Here is a 17,933-nt window from a genome sequence, read left to right on the forward strand (position 1 = left end):
CGACGGTCAGAAGCTCATTTCACACACGTCGTCGGCCACGATCAGCTTGCCGGCGGTTTTGGCGATGATTTCCTCGACACTCACCCCGGGTGCGGTCTCGCGCAGGATGAAGGCGCCGCCTTCGATTTCCAGATAGGCCAGATCAGTGAGTACCTTGCGGATACACCCTGCACCGGTGAGGGGCAGGCTGCATAGCGGCAGCAACTTGGATTCGCCGTCCTTGGACGCATGGGTCATGGTCACGATGATGTTGTCGGCACCGGCCACCAGGTCCATCGCCCCGCCCATGCCCTTGACCAGCTTGCCGGGGATCATCCACGACGCGATGTTGCCCTGCACATCCACTTCGAAGGCGCCAAGCACGGTGAGGTCGACATGACCGCCGCGAATCATCGCGAAGGACAGCGCCGAATCGAATATCGACGCGCCCTTGCGTGCCGTGACCGTCTGTTTGCCGGCATTGATCAGGTCGGCGTCAATGGTGTCCTCGGTGGGGAATTCACCCATGCCCAGCAAGCCGTTTTCCGACTGCAGCATCACGTCGATACCGTCCGGGACATAGTTGGCGACCAGGGTCGGAATGCCAATACCCAGGTTGACGTAAAAGCCGTCCTGCAACTCGCGGGCGACGCGCATTGCCATTTGTTCGCGGGAAAGTGCCATGTTCAGACCTCTTGTTCTTGTGGGAGGCAGTAGGGTGCGCAAGGCCCGATCAGCCCTTGAGGGTGCGCTTTTCAATGCGTTTTTCGAAGGTGCCGAGAATCACCCGATCCACGAAAATGCCCGGGGTGTGGATTTCGCTGGGGGCCAGCATGCCCGGTTCGACGATCTCCTCGACCTCGACCACGGTGATCTTGCCAGCGGTGGCCGCCAGCGGATTGAAGTTCTGCGCGGTGTGACGGTAGACCACATTGCCGAAGTGATCGGCCTTCCAGCCTTTGACGATGGCGAAGTCACCGGTAATGGCTTCTTCGAGGATGTAGCGGCGACCGTTGAACTCGCGCTCCTCCTTGCCTTCGGCCACCGGCGTGCCGACGCCCGTGGCCGTGTAAAACGCTGGAATGCCGGCGCCACCGGCGCGCATCTTCTCGGCCAGGGTACCTTGGGGCGTCAGGTCCACTTCAAGCTCACCATTGAGCAACTGACGTTCGAACAGCGCATTTTCGCCAACATAAGAGGCGATCATCTTGCGGATCTGCCGGTCCTCCAGCAGCACGCCGAGGCCGAAGCCATCGACACCGCAGTTGTTGGACACCACGGTCAGCCCCGTCACACCGCGACGCTTGATCTCGGCAATGAGGTTCTCGGGAATTCCACAAAGGCCGAAGCCGCCGGAAAGAACGGTCATATTGTCGGTCAGGCCGTCGAGGGCCTCTTCGTAAGTAGCGACGCGCTTGTCGAGCCCGGCCATGGAGGTTCCGCCTGTTCTTTTATTGTGAGTAGTGTGGACGCGGGCCGGACCTCGAGAGGATTCGCCACGCGATGAGCGACAAACTTATCTTGGACCCGGCCGAGTCATTTGTTAATTTTGAATTTCTCATCGATTGATCTGAGTTTATTATCAATGAACGTCAAACAGCTGCGCGCTTTTCTTGCCGTCGCCCAAGCCTTGAGCTTCGCCCAGGCCGGTGAGCGTTTGCACGTGTCGCAACCGGCCCTGAGCCTGACCATCAAGGCGCTGGAAGAAGACCTCGGGGGCGCGCTGCTGACCCGCACCACCCGCAGCGTCAGCCTGACCCCTGAAGGCGAGGCCTTGCTGCCCTTGGCCCGACGCCTGCTGGCCGATTGGGACAACACCGAAGAGTTGCTGCGCCAGCATTTCACCCTGCAGCTGGGCAAGGTGTCGATCGCCGCCATGCCCTCCTTTGCCGGGGACCGGCTGCCCGCCGTATTGCGGGTGTTTCGCGATCGCCACCCACGGGTCAACGTCGCGGTACACGACGTGATCAACGAGCAGGTGCTGGAAATGGTCCGGCACCGACGGGTGGAACTGGGCATCGGTTTCGAGCCCCAGACCACCTCGAATCTGGTCTTCACTCCGTTTTATCTGGACCGTTTCGTCGCCGTGGTGGCCGCCGACTCACCCTTGGCACGGCAGCCTCAGGTGACCTGGGCGCAATTGCTGCAAGAGGATTTCATTACCTTGCAGCGGCCCTCGGCGGTACGCTTGCTGCTCGAACAGGACATCCAGGCCCAGCACGGCAAGCTGTCGGTGGCCTTTGAAAGCCATCAACTGAGCACCGTTGGTCGCATGGTCGCCACCGGGCTCGGGGTCAGCGCAGTGCCCTCGCTGTGCATCCGCCAGATGCAGGAACTGGGTGCCTGCTGCGTGCCGCTGGAAGGACCGCGCATCGAACGCCGGATCGGCTTGATGCGTCTGGCCGAGCACAAGTTGTCGGCTGCGGCACAGGCGCTGCAGGACGTGCTGATCGAATGCGCCGCGGCACCTGCCATTGAGCTGGGCCGATGAACTCACGGCGTGCCGGCGGCTCCATTGCACAGACATCGAATGGGGGAGCGAGAGACTATGCATCTGACTGAATTGGCTGACCGCAGCGTTCCGGTCATTGGCCAGGGCACCTGGCACATGGGCGAGAATCCAGGACAACGCCAGCGTGAAGTCGCCGCGTTGCAGCTGGGCATCGAGCTGGGCATGACCCTGATCGACACCGCCGAGATGTACGCCGAGGGCGGTGCCGAGGAAGTGGTGGGGCAGGCCATCGCCGGGCGCCGGGACAAGGTCACCCTGGTGAGCAAGGTGTACCCGCACAATGCCAGCCGCAAAGGCATCCCGCTGGCCTGTGAACGCAGCCTCAAACGGCTGGGCACCGACCATCTGGACCTGTACCTGCTGCACTGGCCCGGGACCTATGCGCTGGAGGAAACCGTCGAGGCCTTCGAGCGTCTGCGTGAAGCCGGCAAGATCGGCCGCTGGGGGGTGTCAAACTTCGACGTGGCCGACATGCTGGACCTCGATGACCGCCGCTGCGCCACCAACCAGGTGCTCTACAACCCGCAGGCGCGGGGCATCGAATTCGACTTGCTGCCCTGGAGCCTGGAACAGCGCAAGCCGATCATGGCGTACTGCCCGATTGCCCAGGCGGGACGACTGCTGCAACAGCCGGTGTTCGCCCAGATCGCGGCACGCCGCGGCGTGACGCCGGCACAGGTGTGCCTGGCCTGGGTGGTCCGCCTGCCGGGCGTGATCGCAATCCCCAAGGCGGTCGATCCGCTGCACGTGAAAATGAATGCGGCGGCGGGCAGCCTGAGCCTCACCGACGAGGACCTGGCAGCGATTGACGCGGTGTGCCCGCCGCCGGAACGCAAGCAGCGATTGGCGATGGTGTGATCAACGGGCTCCCGCGGGGGTTCAGATCACCACGTTGCGCATGAACTGCACCGCCTCCGGTCCCTCGTTGCGATACGCGTGGGGCTGGTCGCTGGGGTACATCAGGAACGCCCCTGCCGCCAACTGCTGCGGGGTCTCGCCGAGAACCACCGTGAGCACCCCGGCGAACACAAAGAGCTGTTCACTCCAGCCCGGTGGGTCGGCTTCGCTGACATACTGCTCGCCGGCTTCCAGCCGCCACTCCCACAACTCCACTTCACTGCTGGCATGGGCACTGGCCAGCAGCACGGCCTTGCTACCCGGGTGAACCCCCGCCCACGCGAGCTCGTTGATATGGGCAGGATCGCGGTTGTCCGGCTTTTGGATCAAGTCGCTGAACGCCACGCCCAGCGCCTCCGCCAGGCGGTCCAGCGTGGTCAGACTGACGTTGTTCTCGCCGGCTTCGATCGCCACCAGCATCCGGCGGCTGACCCCTGAGCGCTCGGCCAGCGTGCTCTGACTCCACTGCGCATGCTGGCGCAAACGGCGGATGTTCTGGCTCACATGCTGGAGCACCGAGGCGCGAGGGCTGGGTTCTTTGGACGTCACGGGCTTTGCGCACTATGTTGCTCACTGATGGCTCATTGTGAGCGGCGACAACACGCCGTGCAAGGCAACAACCAAGTTGTTGCGACTTTTGTCGCGGTAAAGAAATGTCATAAAAAAAATGGGCAAATACACCACACTCACACAGCAAGCACGGCGCGCATGGGTTGGTGATCGCGAGTCGTGTCCGTATGATTCTTCCAAACCCTTGCAGATCACAACTCCATGTCATTGATAGTGCTCCTGCTTCTGCCTTTCATCGGAAGCTGCCTGGCGGCAGTGCTGCCGCACAATGCACGCAACGCAGAGTCGGTGCTGGCGGGCGCGGTAGCGCTGACGGGGGCCGTGCAGGTCGCATTGTTGTTTCCACAGGTGGCCCACGGCGGTGTCATTCGCGAAGAAATCAGTTGGTTGCCAGGCCTGGGGCTGAACCTGGTATTGCGTATGGACGGCTTTGCCTGGATGTTCGCCATGCTGGTCCTGGGGATCGGCACCCTGGTGGCGTTGTATGCGCGCTATTACATGTCGCCGCAAGATCCGGTGCCGCGCTTCTTTTCGTTTTTTCTCGCCTTCATGGGGGCGATGTTGGGGCTGGTGTTGTCGGGCAACCTGCTGCAGATCGCCTTCTTCTGGGAATTGACCTCGCTTTTTTCGTTTCTGCTCATTGGGTACTGGCATCACCGCGCCGATGCGCGGCGGGGCGCCTACATGGCACTGATGGTGACTGGCGCCGGCGGGCTGTGCCTGTTGGTCGGGGTCTTGCTGGTCGGTCATGTGGTCGGCAGTTATGACCTGGACGCGGTGCTGGCTGCTGGCGACCGGTTGCGCGCCAGTGCGCTGTATCCGTTGTTGCTGACCCTGATCCTGCTGGGCGCTCTGAGCAAAAGTGCGCAGTTCCCCTTCCACTTCTGGCTGCCCCATGCCATGGCCGCGCCAACGCCGGTGTCGGCGTACCTGCATTCGGCGACCATGGTCAAGGCCGGGGTGTTTCTGCTGGCGCGGCTGTGGCCGGCGTTGTCCGGCACCGACCAATGGTTCTGGATGGTCGGCGGTGCAGGCGCCTGCACCCTGTTGCTGGGCGCCTATACGGCGATGTACCAGAATGACCTGAAGGGCTTGCTGGCGTATTCGACCATCAGCCACCTGGGCCTGATCACACTGCTGCTGGGCCTGAACAGCCCGCTGGCGGCCGTGGCGGCGGTGTTCCATATCCTCAACCACGCCACTTTCAAGGCCTCGCTGTTCATGGCCGCCGGCATCATCGACCACGAAAGCGGCACCCGTGACATACGCCGCCTCAATGGCTTGATCAAACTGATGCCGTACACAGGCACCCTGGCCATGGTGGCCAGTGCGGCCATGGCCGGCGTGCCGCTGATGAACGGTTTTCTGTCCAAGGAGATGTTCTTTGCCGAAACCGTGTTCATCAGTTCGACCGCCTGGGTAGAAGTGGCCCTGCCGGTGGTGGCCACCGTCGCCGGCACCTTCAGTGTCGCCTATGCGCTGCGCTTCACCGTCGACGTATTCTTCGGCCCCGTGGCCAAGAACCTGCCCCACACCCCTCATGAGCCGCCGCGCTGGATGCGGGTGCCGGTGGAAGTGCTGGTACTGGCCTGCCTGGTGGTGGGCGTGGTGCCAGCCTGGTCGGTCGGCCCGTTGTTGGCGGCTGCGGCCCAGCCCGTGGTGGGCGGGAGCTTGCCCGAGTACAGCCTGGCGATCTGGCACGGCTTCAATGCGCCGCTGATCATGAGCCTGATTGCCATGGTCTGCGGCATCGCGCTGTATCTACTGATGCGCCAGCCGCTGCGTCGAGGGCGCCTGACCTGTGCCCCGCTGACCGGGCGCCTGAACGGCAAGCACCTGTTCGAGCACAGCCTGATCGCCCTGTTGCGCGGTGCTCGACGCCTGACTCGCCACCTCGGCACGCGGCGTTTGCAGGTGCAGCTGTTCATGCTGGTGCTGGTCGCCGTGGTGGCCGGGCTGCTGCCGACCCTGCAGGACGGCATCCAATGGGGTGATCGGCCGAAGATCGCCGGATCCGGGGTGTTCGTGATCCTCTGGCTGATCGCCATTGCTTGTGCCCTCGGCGCGGCCTGGCAAGCCAAGTATCACCGGCTGGCAGCGCTGACCATGGTCGGTGTCTGCGGCCTGATGACCTGTATCACTTTTGTCTGGTTCAGCGCACCGGACCTGGCGCTGACCCAACTGGTGGTCGAGGTGGTGACAACTGTGCTGATCCTGCTGGGCCTGCGCTGGTTGCCGCGGCGCCTGGAAGATGCGCTGTCCAGCGAGGGTCACGAACGCCGCGCCCGGATCCGCCGGGTCCGGGACATGATGCTGTCCATTGGCGTCGGCGGCGGCATGGCGATTCTGGCCTATGCCATGCTGACCCGGCCGACCCCCAACCACATCTCGTCCTATTACCTCAGCCGCGCGCTGCCGGACGGCGGTGGCACCAACGTGGTCAACGTGATGCTGGTGGATTTTCGAGGGTTCGATACCTTGGGCGAAATCACCGTACTCGCGGCCGTGGCCTTGGCCGTATTCGCCCTGTTGCGGCGCTTTCGTCCGCCGCGCGAGAGCATCCAGTTGCCCACCCAGCAACGCCTGGCCGCCGACGTGGTGACCGATCTGATCAACCCGCGTCATGCCAGCGACACGGCGCTGGGCTTCATGATGGTGCCAGCCGTGCTGGTGAGGCTGCTGTTGCCGGTGGCGCTGGTGATCTCGATGTACCTGTTCATGCGCGGCCACAACCAGCCAGGCGGCGGCTTCGTCGCCGGGCTGGTGATGTCGGTGGCATTCATTCTGCAGTACATGGTGGCGGGTACCCAGTGGGTGGAAGCGCAAATGCGCCTGCGACCGCTGCGCTGGATGGGTACCGGGTTGCTCTGTGCCACGCTGACCGGTGCCGGTGCGGTCTGGTTCGGATTTCCATTCCTCACCACCCACACCGCCCATCTGCACTTGCCGCTGTTTGGCGACATCCACATCGCCAGCGCGCTGTTTTTCGACGTTGGCGTCTACACCGTGGTGGTGGGCGCGACGCTGCTGATCCTGACCGCACTGGCGCACCAGTCCGTACGCAGCCACCGCACCGGCAGTCACGCTGCCAGCCAACTGTCCAGCCCCCTGCCCGCCGCACCAGGAGATGTCCACTGATGGAAGAAGTGATTGCAATCGCGATCGGCGTGCTGAGCGCCTCGGGCGTCTGGCTGGTGTTGCGCCCGCGGACCTTTCAGGTGGTAATGGGCCTGTGCCTGCTGTCCTACGGCGTCAACCTGTTCATTTTCAGCATGGGCAGCCTGTTCATCGGCAAGGAGCCGATCATCCGTGAGGGGGTGCCGCAGGACTTGCTGCATTACACCGACCCCCTGCCCCAGGCACTGGTGTTGACCGCCATCGTCATCAGCTTCGCCATGACCGCCTTGTTTCTCGTCGTGCTGCTGGCCTCCCGCGGCCTGACCGGCACCGACCACGTCGATGGGCGCGAGGCCGACCGATGAGTCTGATGCCGCACCTCATCATCGTTCCGATCTTGCTGCCTCTGTTGACCGCCTCCCTGATGTTGCTGCTGGGCGAGAAACACCGCCCGCTCAAGGCAAAGATAAACCTGGCTTCGACCCTGGCAGGCCTGGCCATTTCAATCTGGCTGCTGCACTGGGTGCAGGGCGGTGAACAGGCCGGCTCGATCGGCGTGTACTTGCCCGGCAACTGGCCTGCACCCTTTGGCATCGTCCTGGTGGTCGATCACCTGTCGGCGTTGATGCTGGTGCTCACAGGACTGGTCGGCAGCTGCGCGCTGATGTTCGCCAACGCCCGCTGGGACAGGGCCGGCGCCAGCTTCCATGCGCTGTTCCAGATTCAGCTGATGGGGCTTTACGGTGCGTTTCTGACGGCTGACCTGTTCAACCTGTTCGTGTTCTTCGAGGTCCTGCTGGCCGCCTCCTACGGTCTGATGCTGCACGGCTCCGGCCGGGCGCGAGTGTCAGCGGGGTTGCACTACATCGCGATCAACCTGGTGGCCTCGTCGCTGTTCCTGATCGGCGCGGCGCTGATCTATGGCGTCACCGGCACCCTGAACCTGGCCGACCTGGCCGTGAAGATTGCCTTGGTGCCCGACGCCGATCGCGGTCTGCTGCATGCCGGCGCCGCCATTCTGGCCGTGGCGTTCCTGGCGAAGGCCGGGATGTGGCCGCTGAACTTCTGGCTGGTGCCGGCCTACTCCACCGCCAGCGCACCGGTGGCCGCGCTGTTCGCCATCATGACCAAGGTCGGTATCTACACCTTGCTGCGCCTGTGGACCTTGCTGTTTTCCGCGCAGGCCGGCGAGTCGGCTGGTTTTGGCGGGCAGTGGTTGATCTGGGGCGGTCTGCTGACCCTGGCGTGCGCCGCCATTGCCGTGCTGGCAGCCCAACGCCTCGAGCGCCTGGCCAGCCAGAGTATTCTGGTGTCGGCGGGTATCCTGCTGGCCAGCATCGGTTTCGCCCGACCCGGTGTCACTGCCGGGGCGCTGTTCTATCTGATCAGTTCGACGCTGGCCCTGAGCGCACTGTTTCTGCTGGCCGAACTGATCGAACGCTCGCGCTCGGTCAACGAGATTGCCATGGAAGAGGATGCCGATCTGCTGCCACGCCCGCTGGAGTCCATGCATCCGCCGCCGGGCGTCAATCTGGACGATCAACAACAGGCGCTGGTGGGCAAGGTGATTCCCTGGACCATGGCGTTTCTGGGACTGAGCTTCATCGCCTGCGCCTTGCTGATCATCGGCATGCCACCGTTGTCTGGCTTCATCGCCAAGCTGAGCCTGATTGCTGCACTGTTCAACCCCGGCGGTCTGGGCGCGACCGATGCGCCGGCCATCTCGGTTGCTGCCTGGGTGCTGGTGGCCTTGTTGATCCTGTCCGGGCTGGCGTCGCTGCTGACCATGGTCCGCCTGGGCGTCAAGCGCTTCTGGACGCCGCGCGAGCGCGCCTCGCCGGTGTTGCGGCGCAACGAGTGCATTCCCATCGTGCTGCTGCTCGGGCTGTGCGTGGCCTTGACCTTCAAGGGCCAGGCCCTGCTGGATTACACCGGCACCACCGCCACCTTGCTCGCGGAACCCGGCCATTATATCGACGCAGTGATGGCCGCGCGCCCGATCAGTTCGCCGGTGCAACCATGAAGCGCCTGTTACCTGCGCCTTTGTTATCCGTCGCCCTGTGGCTGCTGTGGCTGCTGCTCAATCAGTCCGTCAGCCCGGGTCAGCTCGTACTCGGCGCACTGTTCGCATGGCTCGCGCCATTGCTGATGTCGCCGTTGCGGCCTTTGCCGGTTCGGCTGCGCAAGCCCGGCATCGTCCTGCGCCTGCTGGGGCGGATCGCCTTTGATATGCTGATCTCCAATCTACAAGTGGCGCGCACGGTCCTGATGGCCCGTCGTCAGCCGCCGCGTTCGGTATTCGTCGAGGTGCCGTTGCAGTTGCACGATGCCAACGGCCTGGCCGCGCTGGCGGCGCTCTGTACCGTGATTCCTGGTACGGTCTGGTCGGAACTGGCGCTGGATCGCAGTGCCTTGTTGATCCACGTGTTCAACCTGGGCAGTGACCTGGACGCCGAAGCGCGCTTTATCAAGCACTTCAAGCGCACCTATGAACAGCCCCTCACGGAGATTTTCCAATGACGCCCTTGCTGGCCAATGCGGTGTTGGTGAGCCTGACGATCTTCAGCCTGGCCATGTTGTTGACGTTGGTCCGTCTGTTCCGTGGCCCGTCTGCCCAGGATCGTGTGCTGGCCCTGGACTACCTGTACCTGCTGGCCATGCTGATGATGCTGGTGCTGGGCATCCGTTATGCCAGCGATACCTACTTCGAAGCGGCCTTGTTGATCGCACTGTTCGGTTTTGTAGGCTCGTTCGCGCTGTCCAAATTTCTCTTGCGCGGCGAGGTCATCGAGTGAGCGACCTGCCTCTCTGGCTGCAATGGAGCACCGCAGCCCTGCTGGTAGTGGCCAGCTTGCTAGGCTTGATCGGCGCGCTCGGTCTGCTGCAGCTCAAGGACTTTTTCCAGCGCATGCACCCGCCGGCTCTGGCGTCGACCCTAGGGACCTGGTGCGTGGCCCTGGCCTCGATTCTGTACTTTTCAGGCCTGCACCACAGCGTGGTGCTGCATGCCTGGCTGATCCCGATGTTGCTGGCGATCACCACACCGGTGACCACGCTGCTGCTGGCCCGCGCGGCGTTGTTCCGGCAACGCCAGGCCGGCAAGGACGTGCCGGCGGAGATCAGCAGCCACACTCATTCGGATGCTGGTTAACGTTTTTTCAGTTCATCGGCTTCTTTGGCCAGATCCGGCTCCGGCAACGGGCCGCTCTGGACAGTCGTGGTTTCTGCCTCGACTTCGACGGTTTCGTTGGAGCCGATGTTCTTGTACTTCTTGCGGATCACCTGCAGTTGCTTGGAATCGAGATCATCGAGGTCCATCACCGCGTTCTGCGCCTCACGGGTCACTCGCAGCAATTCGTCGATCTTGATGTGCAGCACATCGTTGTCGCGGTTCTGGGTGTGCTGGATCACGAAGACCATGAGGAAAGTGATGATGGTGGTCGAGGTATTGACGATCAATTGCCAGGTGTCGTCGTAGTGAAACCAGGGACCGGTACAGGCCCAGACAACGATGGCGGCGGCAGCGAGCATGAAGGTGCCGGGCTTGCCGGCGACGACAGCCAGGCCCTGGGAGAATTTGCTGAAGTTCATGGTGCACCTGCCCTGTGGTTGTTACAGGATATGACAGGCGACCGTGGGGATAATTCGCTTTATACAACAGCAGGTTGTGGCAAGCCCGGGAAGCCGTTGATCACGGTCACAGCCATGAAGTGAATCCTTTACGGGCTTCGCACGCTGCCACACACCTGAGTTTCAACCAAACAACTTGGCCGCTGTCTGGGCAATCAACTCGCCCTGATGGCGAGCCCCGGCAAGTTCGATCTCGCTGGGTTGGCGCGAACCGTCGGCGCCGGCGATGGTGGTGGCACCGTAGGGTGAGCCGCCAACGATTTCATCCAGACTCATCTGCCCCTGAAAGCTGTAGGGCAGCCCGACAATGGTCAAGCCGAAATGCATCAGGTTGGTGATGATGGAGAACAGGGTCACCTCCTGGCCGCCGTGCTGAGTGGCCGTTGAGGTAAAGGCCCCGCCCACCTTGCCGTTGAGAGCCCCGCGAGCCCAGAGGCCGCCGGCCTGGTCGAGGAAAGCCGCCAACTGACTGCTGACCCGGCCAAAGCGGGTCGGCGAGCCTACAATGATCGCATCGTAGTGTTCCAGCTCATCGACCGTAGCCACGGGCGCCAATTGGTCGACTTTGAAATGAGCGTTCTTGGCCACTTCGGCGGGCACGGTTTCCGGTACTCGTCTGATGTCCACTATAGCGCCAGTGGCGCGAGCGCCTTCGGCGATGGCCGAAGCCATTGCTTCGATATGTCCGTAGGATGAATAGTACAGTACTAATACTTTAGCCATGTCGGTCTCCTGGGATAGGCGGCAGCCAGTGCGCACCGCGCCCTGCAAGTTGCCACAGCCCGACCGGCGAAGACACGCGGGAAAATTCGATAGGTCCTATCGAATTTTCCCGCGCAATCTTCATGAACTCTCACCCCCGCTTGTCAAACCTTCGGATCACCGGGCGCTTTGGCCGGCACGGCATATTGCGGCTTGAGATGGCCGTCCTGGTCCAGCAACCAGGCATCGAGGATTTCACGCACCACAGGCCCTGCTACACGTCCGCCCGCCTCGCCGTTCTCGATCATCACTGCCACCACGATCTTCGGATGCTCGGCGGGCGCAAACCCCACGAACAAGGCGTTGTCGCGGTTGCGCTCCAGGGTCTTGAGACGGTTGTAGCGCTCGCCCTGCTTGATCGCAACCACCTGAGCGGTGCCACTCTTGCCGGCGATGCGATATTGCGCGCCCACGGCGGCCGCGCGGGCAATACCGCGCGGGTCGTGCATGACCGCCTGCATGCCGCGGTTGACCTGCTCCCAGGCGTTGGGGTCGCGCAGCAAAATGTTCGGCATCGGGTTGTTATCCACCGGCGGTATGCCGCCGATGTTCTGGGCCAGATGCGGGCGGTGCCAAACGCCTTTGGAGGCGATCAGCGACGTAGCTTCGGCCAACTGCAAGGGCGTGACCTGCATGTAGCCCTGGCCGATCCCGAGAATCAGGGTTTCACCCGGGAACCACGCCTGCCGGCGGGTGGCGCGTTTCCACTGCTGTGAGGGCATCAAACCCGGCGCTTCCTCGAACATGTCCAGGGAGACTTTCTGGCCGAGGCCGAACTTGACCAGGTAGTCGTGCAACCGATCAATGCCCAGCTTGTGGGCAGTGTCGTAGAAGTAGGTGTCGTTGGAGCGCATGATCGCCGCGTAGAGGTCCACCCAGCCGTCACCGCTGCGGTTCCAGTTGCGGTATTTGTGGTCATAGTTGGGCAGCTCGTAGTAACCGGGGTCGAATACCCGTGAAGTCGGGGTGATCACGCCACTGTCGAGACCGGCAATGGCCACTTCCGGCTTGATGGTCGAACCCGGCGCATAGAGACCGCGGAGCACCCGGTTGAACAGCGGCCGATCGATGGAATCGCGCAACTCGGAATATTGCTTGAAGCTGATGCCGGTGACGAACAGGTTAGGGTCGAAACTGGGCTTGCTGACCATGGCCAGCACTTCACCCGTCTCCGGGTCGAGGCAGACCACGGCGCCACGCCGATCACCCAGCGCGCGCTCGGCCGCTTCCTGCAACTTGATGTCCAGGCTCAGGGTGATGTTCTTGCCGGCGACCGGATCGTGGTGGTTGAGCACCCGCATGACCCGGCCCTGGGCATTGGTCTCGACCTCTTCATAACCCACATGACCGTGCAGCTGGGCCTCGTAGAACTTCTCGATGCCGGTCTTGCCCACCGATTGAGTGCCACGGTATTCCACCGAGTCGAGCTGGCCCGCCTCCTTCTCGTTGATTCGGCCAACAAAGCCTACCGAGTGGGCGAAGTGTTCGCCCTGGGGGTACTCACGGACGAACTGAGCCTCGACATCCAGCCCCGGCAGGCGGAACTGGTTGACGGCGATCTTGGCGATCTGCTCTTCGGTCAGCTCGTACATCAGCGTGACGGGCTCGAATGGATGGCGGACGCGTTTGAGGTCCTTGTCAAACTGGCGGCGGTCGTCTTCACTCAGGCCCAGGATCTGGGTCACCGTATCCAGCACCTGAGCAGAATCGCCCGCGCGCTCGCGGGTCAGGGTGAGGTTGAAACTGGGGCGGTTGTCGGCCAGCACAACGCCATTACGATCAAAGATCTCCCCACGTTCAGGCGCGATGGGCAGCAGATGGACGCGGTTGTTCTCGGAAATGGTGGAGTGATAGTCAAATTCGATGACTTGGAGAAAATACAATCGCCCGACCAGGGCGAGACTCAGTACCAGCACAAAAATGGCGCACGCAATCAACCGACGGTTGACGAGGCCCTGTTCCTTGCCGTGATCTTTAAGAGGTATAGGTTGGGGCATGGGCCGCTCTGAAGAAAAACCGGGACACAAAAAAGCCAGCACAGTCGGCGGCGAGCGCGATGGTACGAAATGCAGACGTCCGCCTCAAGGCTGACGTCCAATTGAGTGACAGATAGCGGTTTCAGTCGATGTCGCGGGGCAGGCGAACCTGTTGCTGGGTTTCGCTGTAAATCGACCAGCCGGACATGAACAGCGCGGCAATCAGGGGGCCGATCACGAAACCGTTGAGGCCGAACACAGCCAGACCGCCCATGGTCGAGACCAGCACCAGGTAATCAGGCATGCGGGTGTCCTTGCCCACCAGAATCGGCCGCAGCACGTTGTCCACCAAGCCGATGACGAAGACCCCGAACAGCGCCAGGACAATTCCGTCGAAGGTGTCACCATTGAGTACGAACCAACCCGCCACCGGCCCCCAGACAATCCCGGCACCGACAGCCGGCAGCAGCGACATGAACGCCATGAGCACCGCCCACAGCAGCGCACTGGAAATGTCCAGATACCAGAAAATGCAGCCACCCAAGGCCCCCTGGGTCACGGCCACCAGCAGGTTACCTTTGACGGTGGCCCGCACCACCCGGTTGAACTTCAGCTGCAGGCGCCGTTGTTGTTGATCAGCCAATGGTAATGCGGCGCGGATCCGCCGCACCAGGTCGTGCCCGTCGCGCAGAAAGAAGAACAGCAGATAAAGCATGATGCCGAAGCTGACGATGAAGTCGAAGGTGCCCTGGCCGAAGCTGAATGCCTGACTGGCCACGTACTGGCTCCCTTCCATCGCACTCTTGGTGATCTTGTCCCGCAGCCCTGCCAGGTTGCCCATGCCCATGCGGTCGAGCAAATGTTGTAATCCAGTCGGCAACATGTGCTTGGCATGGTCGATGTAGCCAGCAATGTCGAGCTGACCGTTTTCGATGCTTTTGTACAAATTGGCGCCCTCCTGCAACAAGAGCATGCCGACGATGATCATCGGCAGGATGGCGATCACCAGGCAGGCGAGCAATGTCAGCAGCGAGGTCAGGTTGCGTCGGCGGTTGCACTTGATCAGCAACCGGCGCTGCATCGGCGCGAACAGAATACCCAGGATGACGGCCCAGAAGACCGCACCGTAAAATGGCAGCATGATCCAGATGAACGCCAGTGTGACGAAGACCAGCAAGACCAGCAGGGATTTGTTGTGGAGTGTGTCTTTGTTCATGGTCGGTCCTTGAGAAAAACCCGGAGCGACTGCATGCCACCCTCAGGATTAGTCCCTGGAACCGTCAGCGAGTTTAGACGGATGTTCTGAAGAGGTGGACTTGGACCCGTAAACCGCCCAGTGGGCTTTCCTGCAAGGACAATTGTCCATGCCAGCTGTCGACGATGTCGCGCACGATGGCCAGCCCCAGGCCATGCCCCGCCACCTGCTCGTCCAGCCGCGCGCCTCGGGCCAGGACTTCGATGCGACGGGCGGGGGCGATGCCCGGGCCGTCGTCATCGATGTCCAGCCTCCAACCCTGAGGCTGCTCGATGATGGACAGGCTGACATCGCTGTCGGCCCATTTGCAGGCGTTGTCCAGCAGGTTACCCAGCAGTTCGAGCAGGTCTTCTCGATCCCAGGGCAGTCGTATGCCGTCTTGTGCACGAAGGTGCAGGTGCAGATGCTCGCCATGCACGCTGCGCAGAGTGCCGAGGAGCGCGGGCCATTCGGCGTGACAGTCAAAGGGGGCACCGGGCAGGGTCTCACCTGCCAGCCGCGCGCGGTTGAGCTCGCGGGCCAGACGTTGCTCGATCTGCCGCAACTGCTCGCGCAAAAGGCGACGGACTTCGGGTTGCTTGGCCAGCCGCTCCCCTTCAGCGAGGCTGACCAGTACAGCCAGCGGCGTCTTCAAAGCATGACCCAGGTTACCCAGTGCGCGGCGCGAACGCTTGAGGCTGTCTTCGGTATGAGCAAGCAGGTGGTTGACCTGGTCCACCAAGGGCGCCAGTTCGTCCGGCACCTGGGTGTCCAGTTGCGTACGTTCGCCACATTGCAGTTGGGCGATCTGCTCGCGCACGCGCTCCAATGGCCGTAATGCGCGCTTTACGGTCAGCCGTTGCACTATCAGGATCAACAACAGCGCCGCGGCGGCGATGGCCAGGCCGAGCTCGCGCAGGCGCTGAAAGCTCTCGAGCACCGGGGTGTAGTCCCGGGCGACGCTGATGGAAATGTTTTCTCCCAGGCGCCGATAGTCGCTGCGCAACGTCAACAACGCCTGCCCCTCGGGGCCGAGAGTCAGATCACTGTGCAGGCCGGGTGCCTCGGGCCAGGGCAAAGGCTGGTCCCAAAGAGAGCGGGAACGCCAGTGCTGGTCAGCAAAATCGATTCGAAAGTAGGAACCCGAAAGGGGCCGCTGATAGGCCGGCAGCAACCGACGCTCGTCAAGCTGCAGTCCACCCTGACCGCGCTCCAGCGCCATCAGCAAGCTTTCGCTGTCCGAGCGCAGGCCCGCTTCGAGATAGCGCTGCAACCCGGCCTCGAACAGCCACAGGCTCAGCGGCGCGACAATCAGGCCAACCCCGATCAACAGGGCGGAAAGCCCAAGGCTCAGACGGCCCTGTATGGACCTCACCCGCCGACGACGCCGAAGACATAACCCTGACCGCGGCGGGTCTCCAGTACACTGCGCCCCAGCTTGCGGCGCAAATGGTTGACATGCACTTCCAGCACATTGGAGTCGCGCTCGGTCTCGCCGTCGTACAGGTGTTCGGCCAGGTGCCCTTTGGAAAGCACTTGTCCGGGGTGCAGCATGAAATAGCGCAACAGCCTAAACTCGGCGGCGGTGAGGCTGACTTCCTCGCCTTGCTGGGTCACGCATTGCCGGCTCTCGTCGAGCAGCAGGCCCGCGGCGTGCAATTGCGGCTGATTGGCCAGACCCTTGGCGCGGCGCAACAACGACTGCACGCGCAAGTGCAGCTCTTCGGGATGAAAGGGTTTGCTCAGGTAATCATCGGCTCCGGCCTTGAGGCCCTCAATGCGCTCGGCCCAGGCGCTGCGGGCAGTAAGGACCAACACCGGGGTTGTCAGGCTCGCCGCTCGCCACTGGGCGAGCACGTCAAGCCCAGGCAGGCCGGGCAGCCCCAGATCGAGGATCACCAGGTCATAGGGCTCGGTCAGGCCCTGGCAGGCGGCGTCGCGCCCATCGGCCAGCCAATCGACTGCGTAGCCTTGGCCGGTCAGCCCTGCCATCAACTCATCGGCCAACGGTACATTGTCTTCTACCAACAAGAGCCTCATCAATCGTCCTCTTTATCGGCAAGTACCTGACCGTTACTGGCGTCGACCTTGATTTCGCGCACAACCTTGGCTGGCGTGAGCAACTCGACTTCATAGACATAGCGGTCGTCGTGCTCTTCCAGCTCAGCCTCGAGCAGCCGGGCCCCTGGATACAGAGCCATGGCCTGCTCAAGCAGTTGCTCGAAGGGCAGGATCAACCCCTGCTGGCGCAGGCGCAAGGCTTCGTCCTGATTGAGGTCCCGGGCCGAAGCGGTCGTGCTCATGCCCAGGACCAGCAAGGCCGTCAGCGCAATCCGCATCAGATCAGGTGTCTTGGTGGTTGCCAAGTACTTCACCGGTGACAGCGTCCAGCTCCAACTCCCATTTCAAGCCTTGAGTATCGTGCAGCTCGACTTGGTAGATGTACTTGCCATACTTCTGCTCCAGCTCCGTGTCACTCACGGTAGCGCCTGGATGTTTGGACAAAGCGGTGGCGTTAAGCTTCTCGAACGACTGTATGGTACCCGCATCACGCAGCCTGAGGGCTTGATCAGGGCCGATGTCCTTGGCCTGTGCGCTGGCTGCGGCGGCGCACAGGGCGCACAGGGCGAACAATTTCGACATGTTTATCATGGTGGGACTCCAAGCAGTGGGTTGTGGCGATGGAGTCAGGGTAAGGCACCGGGCTTAATTAAAACTGAATCGGATCCTTTACGCGACGTGAGTGCCAGCAACTGCAGGTTCCAGGCCTTGCTGTTAAACTGCGTCCTGCCCTGCTTCTAGTGAGTTCAATACCTTGGAAATCTTCAAAGAGTTTACCTTCGAATCCGCTCATCGACTGCCCCACGTGCCAACCGGGCATAAGTGTGGGCGCTTGCACGGTCACTCGTTCAAAGTCGCTCTTCACCTGACCGGACCTGTCGATCCCCATACGGGCTGGATTCGTGACTTCTCCGAGATCAAGGCGGTGTTCAAGCCGATCTATGAGCAGCTGGATCATAACTACCTGAATGACATTCCCGGGCTGGAGAACCCCACCAGCGAAGTGCTCGCGCAGTGGATCTGGGCACAGGTCAAACCGCTGCTGCCTGAGTTGTCCAAGGTGCGCATTCATGAGACCTGTACCAGTGGGTGCGAGTACTGGGGAGATTGAGGTGTTTGTGGTGAGGCCAATGGCCTCACCTTGCCAAGCCTGGGCAGAGAATCGGCGCGCACTGGCAAAGCTGTTTTTGGCGCC

Annotated in this window: 20 protein-coding genes; 9 read left to right on the top strand and 11 right to left on the bottom strand. The window is 62.3% G+C overall.

Annotated elements, in window-relative coordinates:
• Positions 1-6 precede the first annotated feature (6 nt).
• The gene (locus tag HB675_RS13430; RefSeq protein ID WP_213878808.1) at positions 7-663 is read right to left on the bottom strand and encodes a CoA transferase subunit B; all 657 of its coding nucleotides are present in this window, start codon (positions 661-663) and stop codon (positions 7-9) included.
• A gap of 49 nt (positions 664-712) precedes the next feature.
• Positions 713-1,411 (bottom strand): CoA transferase subunit A, encoded by a 699-nt coding sequence (locus HB675_RS13435; protein ID WP_213878809.1) that lies wholly within the window; start codon positions 1,409-1,411, stop codon positions 713-715.
• 153 nt (positions 1,412-1,564) lie between these two features.
• Between HB675_RS13435 and HB675_RS13440 the strand changes: the two genes are divergently transcribed.
• Together HB675_RS13440 and HB675_RS13445 are read left to right on the top strand one after the other, a co-directional pair.
• Complete coding sequence (locus HB675_RS13440) at positions 1,565-2,470, top strand: LysR family transcriptional regulator (RefSeq protein ID WP_213878810.1); 906 nt, start codon at positions 1,565-1,567, stop codon at positions 2,468-2,470.
• Positions 2,471-2,527: 57 nt separating this feature from the next.
• The gene (locus tag HB675_RS13445; RefSeq protein ID WP_213878811.1) at positions 2,528-3,349 is read left to right on the top strand and encodes an aldo/keto reductase; all 822 of its coding nucleotides are present in this window, start codon (positions 2,528-2,530) and stop codon (positions 3,347-3,349) included.
• A 21-nt stretch (positions 3,350-3,370) separates the two neighbouring features.
• Here the strand turns inward: HB675_RS13445 and HB675_RS13450 are convergent, their stop codons facing one another.
• Entirely contained in the window at positions 3,371-3,937 is a 567-nt protein-coding gene (locus tag HB675_RS13450) for a helix-turn-helix domain-containing protein (protein WP_213878812.1), read from the bottom strand.
• Positions 3,938-4,159: 222 nt separating this feature from the next.
• Here HB675_RS13450 and HB675_RS13455 point away from each other — a divergent pair, with 222 nt between their 5' ends.
• From HB675_RS13455 to HB675_RS25830, 6 genes are read left to right on the top strand one after another with little or no spacing between them, the layout of a single operon-like run.
• Positions 4,160-7,096: a monovalent cation/H+ antiporter subunit A gene (locus HB675_RS13455; RefSeq protein WP_213878813.1), complete on the top strand. Its 2,937-nt coding sequence runs from the start codon at positions 4,160-4,162 to the stop codon at positions 7,094-7,096.
• Positions 7,096-7,440, top strand: coding sequence for a Na+/H+ antiporter subunit C (locus tag HB675_RS13460; protein WP_213878814.1), 345 nt, complete (start codon positions 7,096-7,098; stop codon positions 7,438-7,440). Before HB675_RS13455 ends, HB675_RS13460 begins: the two co-directional genes overlap by 1 nt.
• Positions 7,437-9,098, top strand: coding sequence for a monovalent cation/H+ antiporter subunit D (locus HB675_RS13465; protein ID WP_213878815.1), 1,662 nt, complete (start codon positions 7,437-7,439; stop codon positions 9,096-9,098). Before HB675_RS13460 ends, HB675_RS13465 begins: the two co-directional genes overlap by 4 nt.
• Complete coding sequence (locus HB675_RS13470) at positions 9,095-9,595, top strand: Na+/H+ antiporter subunit E (protein WP_213878816.1); 501 nt, start codon at positions 9,095-9,097, stop codon at positions 9,593-9,595. Before HB675_RS13465 ends, HB675_RS13470 begins: the two co-directional genes overlap by 4 nt.
• On the top strand, positions 9,592-9,870 hold the full coding sequence (locus HB675_RS25825; RefSeq protein ID WP_256737531.1) for a K+/H+ antiporter subunit F: 279 nt from the start codon (positions 9,592-9,594) through the stop codon (positions 9,868-9,870). Before HB675_RS13470 ends, HB675_RS25825 begins: the two co-directional genes overlap by 4 nt.
• Entirely contained in the window at positions 9,867-10,226 is a 360-nt protein-coding gene (locus HB675_RS25830) for a Na+/H+ antiporter subunit G (RefSeq protein WP_345945766.1), read from the top strand. Before HB675_RS25825 ends, HB675_RS25830 begins: the two co-directional genes overlap by 4 nt.
• Here the strand turns inward: HB675_RS25830 and HB675_RS13480 are convergent.
• The 8 genes from HB675_RS13480 to HB675_RS13515 all read right to left on the bottom strand — a co-directional run bounded on the left by HB675_RS13480 (position 10,223) and on the right by HB675_RS13515 (position 17,329).
• Positions 10,223-10,666 carry a low affinity iron permease family protein gene (locus HB675_RS13480; RefSeq protein WP_213878818.1) on the bottom strand — a complete coding sequence of 148 codons (444 nt, stop codon included), beginning with the start codon at positions 10,664-10,666 and terminating at the stop codon, positions 10,223-10,225. The genes HB675_RS25830 and HB675_RS13480 overlap by 4 nt on opposite strands.
• Before the next feature lie 162 nt (positions 10,667-10,828).
• On the bottom strand, positions 10,829-11,428 hold the full coding sequence (gene wrbA, locus HB675_RS13485) for an NAD(P)H:quinone oxidoreductase (RefSeq protein ID WP_213878819.1): 600 nt from the start codon (positions 11,426-11,428) through the stop codon (positions 10,829-10,831).
• A 143-nt stretch (positions 11,429-11,571) separates the two neighbouring features.
• Positions 11,572-13,464 carry a penicillin-binding protein 2 gene (gene mrdA / locus HB675_RS13490; RefSeq protein WP_213878820.1) on the bottom strand — a complete coding sequence of 631 codons (1,893 nt, stop codon included), beginning with the start codon at positions 13,462-13,464 and terminating at the stop codon, positions 11,572-11,574.
• A 121-nt stretch (positions 13,465-13,585) separates the two neighbouring features.
• Positions 13,586-14,659 (bottom strand): AI-2E family transporter, encoded by a 1,074-nt coding sequence (locus HB675_RS13495; RefSeq protein ID WP_213878821.1) that lies wholly within the window; start codon positions 14,657-14,659, stop codon positions 13,586-13,588.
• 73 nt (positions 14,660-14,732) lie between these two features.
• Complete coding sequence (locus HB675_RS13500) at positions 14,733-16,052, bottom strand: ATP-binding protein (protein WP_213878822.1); 1,320 nt, start codon at positions 16,050-16,052, stop codon at positions 14,733-14,735.
• Positions 16,049-16,717 carry a response regulator transcription factor gene (locus tag HB675_RS13505; RefSeq protein WP_213878823.1) on the bottom strand — a complete coding sequence of 223 codons (669 nt, stop codon included), beginning with the start codon at positions 16,715-16,717 and terminating at the stop codon, positions 16,049-16,051. The genes HB675_RS13500 and HB675_RS13505 overlap by 4 nt, the downstream gene beginning before the upstream one ends.
• Positions 16,717-17,016 carry a PepSY domain-containing protein gene (locus HB675_RS13510; RefSeq protein ID WP_213878833.1) on the bottom strand — a complete coding sequence of 100 codons (300 nt, stop codon included), beginning with the start codon at positions 17,014-17,016 and terminating at the stop codon, positions 16,717-16,719. The genes HB675_RS13505 and HB675_RS13510 overlap by 1 nt, the downstream gene beginning before the upstream one ends.
• A gap of 4 nt (positions 17,017-17,020) precedes the next feature.
• Positions 17,021-17,329, bottom strand: coding sequence for a PepSY domain-containing protein (locus HB675_RS13515; RefSeq protein WP_213878824.1), 309 nt, complete (start codon positions 17,327-17,329; stop codon positions 17,021-17,023).
• Positions 17,330-17,492: 163 nt separating this feature from the next.
• Here HB675_RS13515 and queD point away from each other — a divergent pair, with 163 nt between their 5' ends.
• On the top strand, positions 17,493-17,849 hold the full coding sequence (gene queD / locus HB675_RS13520) for a 6-carboxytetrahydropterin synthase QueD (protein ID WP_213878825.1): 357 nt from the start codon (positions 17,493-17,495) through the stop codon (positions 17,847-17,849).
• The last annotated feature ends 84 nt before the right edge of the window (positions 17,850-17,933 follow it).

The organism is Pseudomonas sp. dw_358, from assembly GCF_018449655.1.
GTDB lineage: Bacteria > Pseudomonadota > Gammaproteobacteria > Pseudomonadales > Pseudomonadaceae > Aquipseudomonas.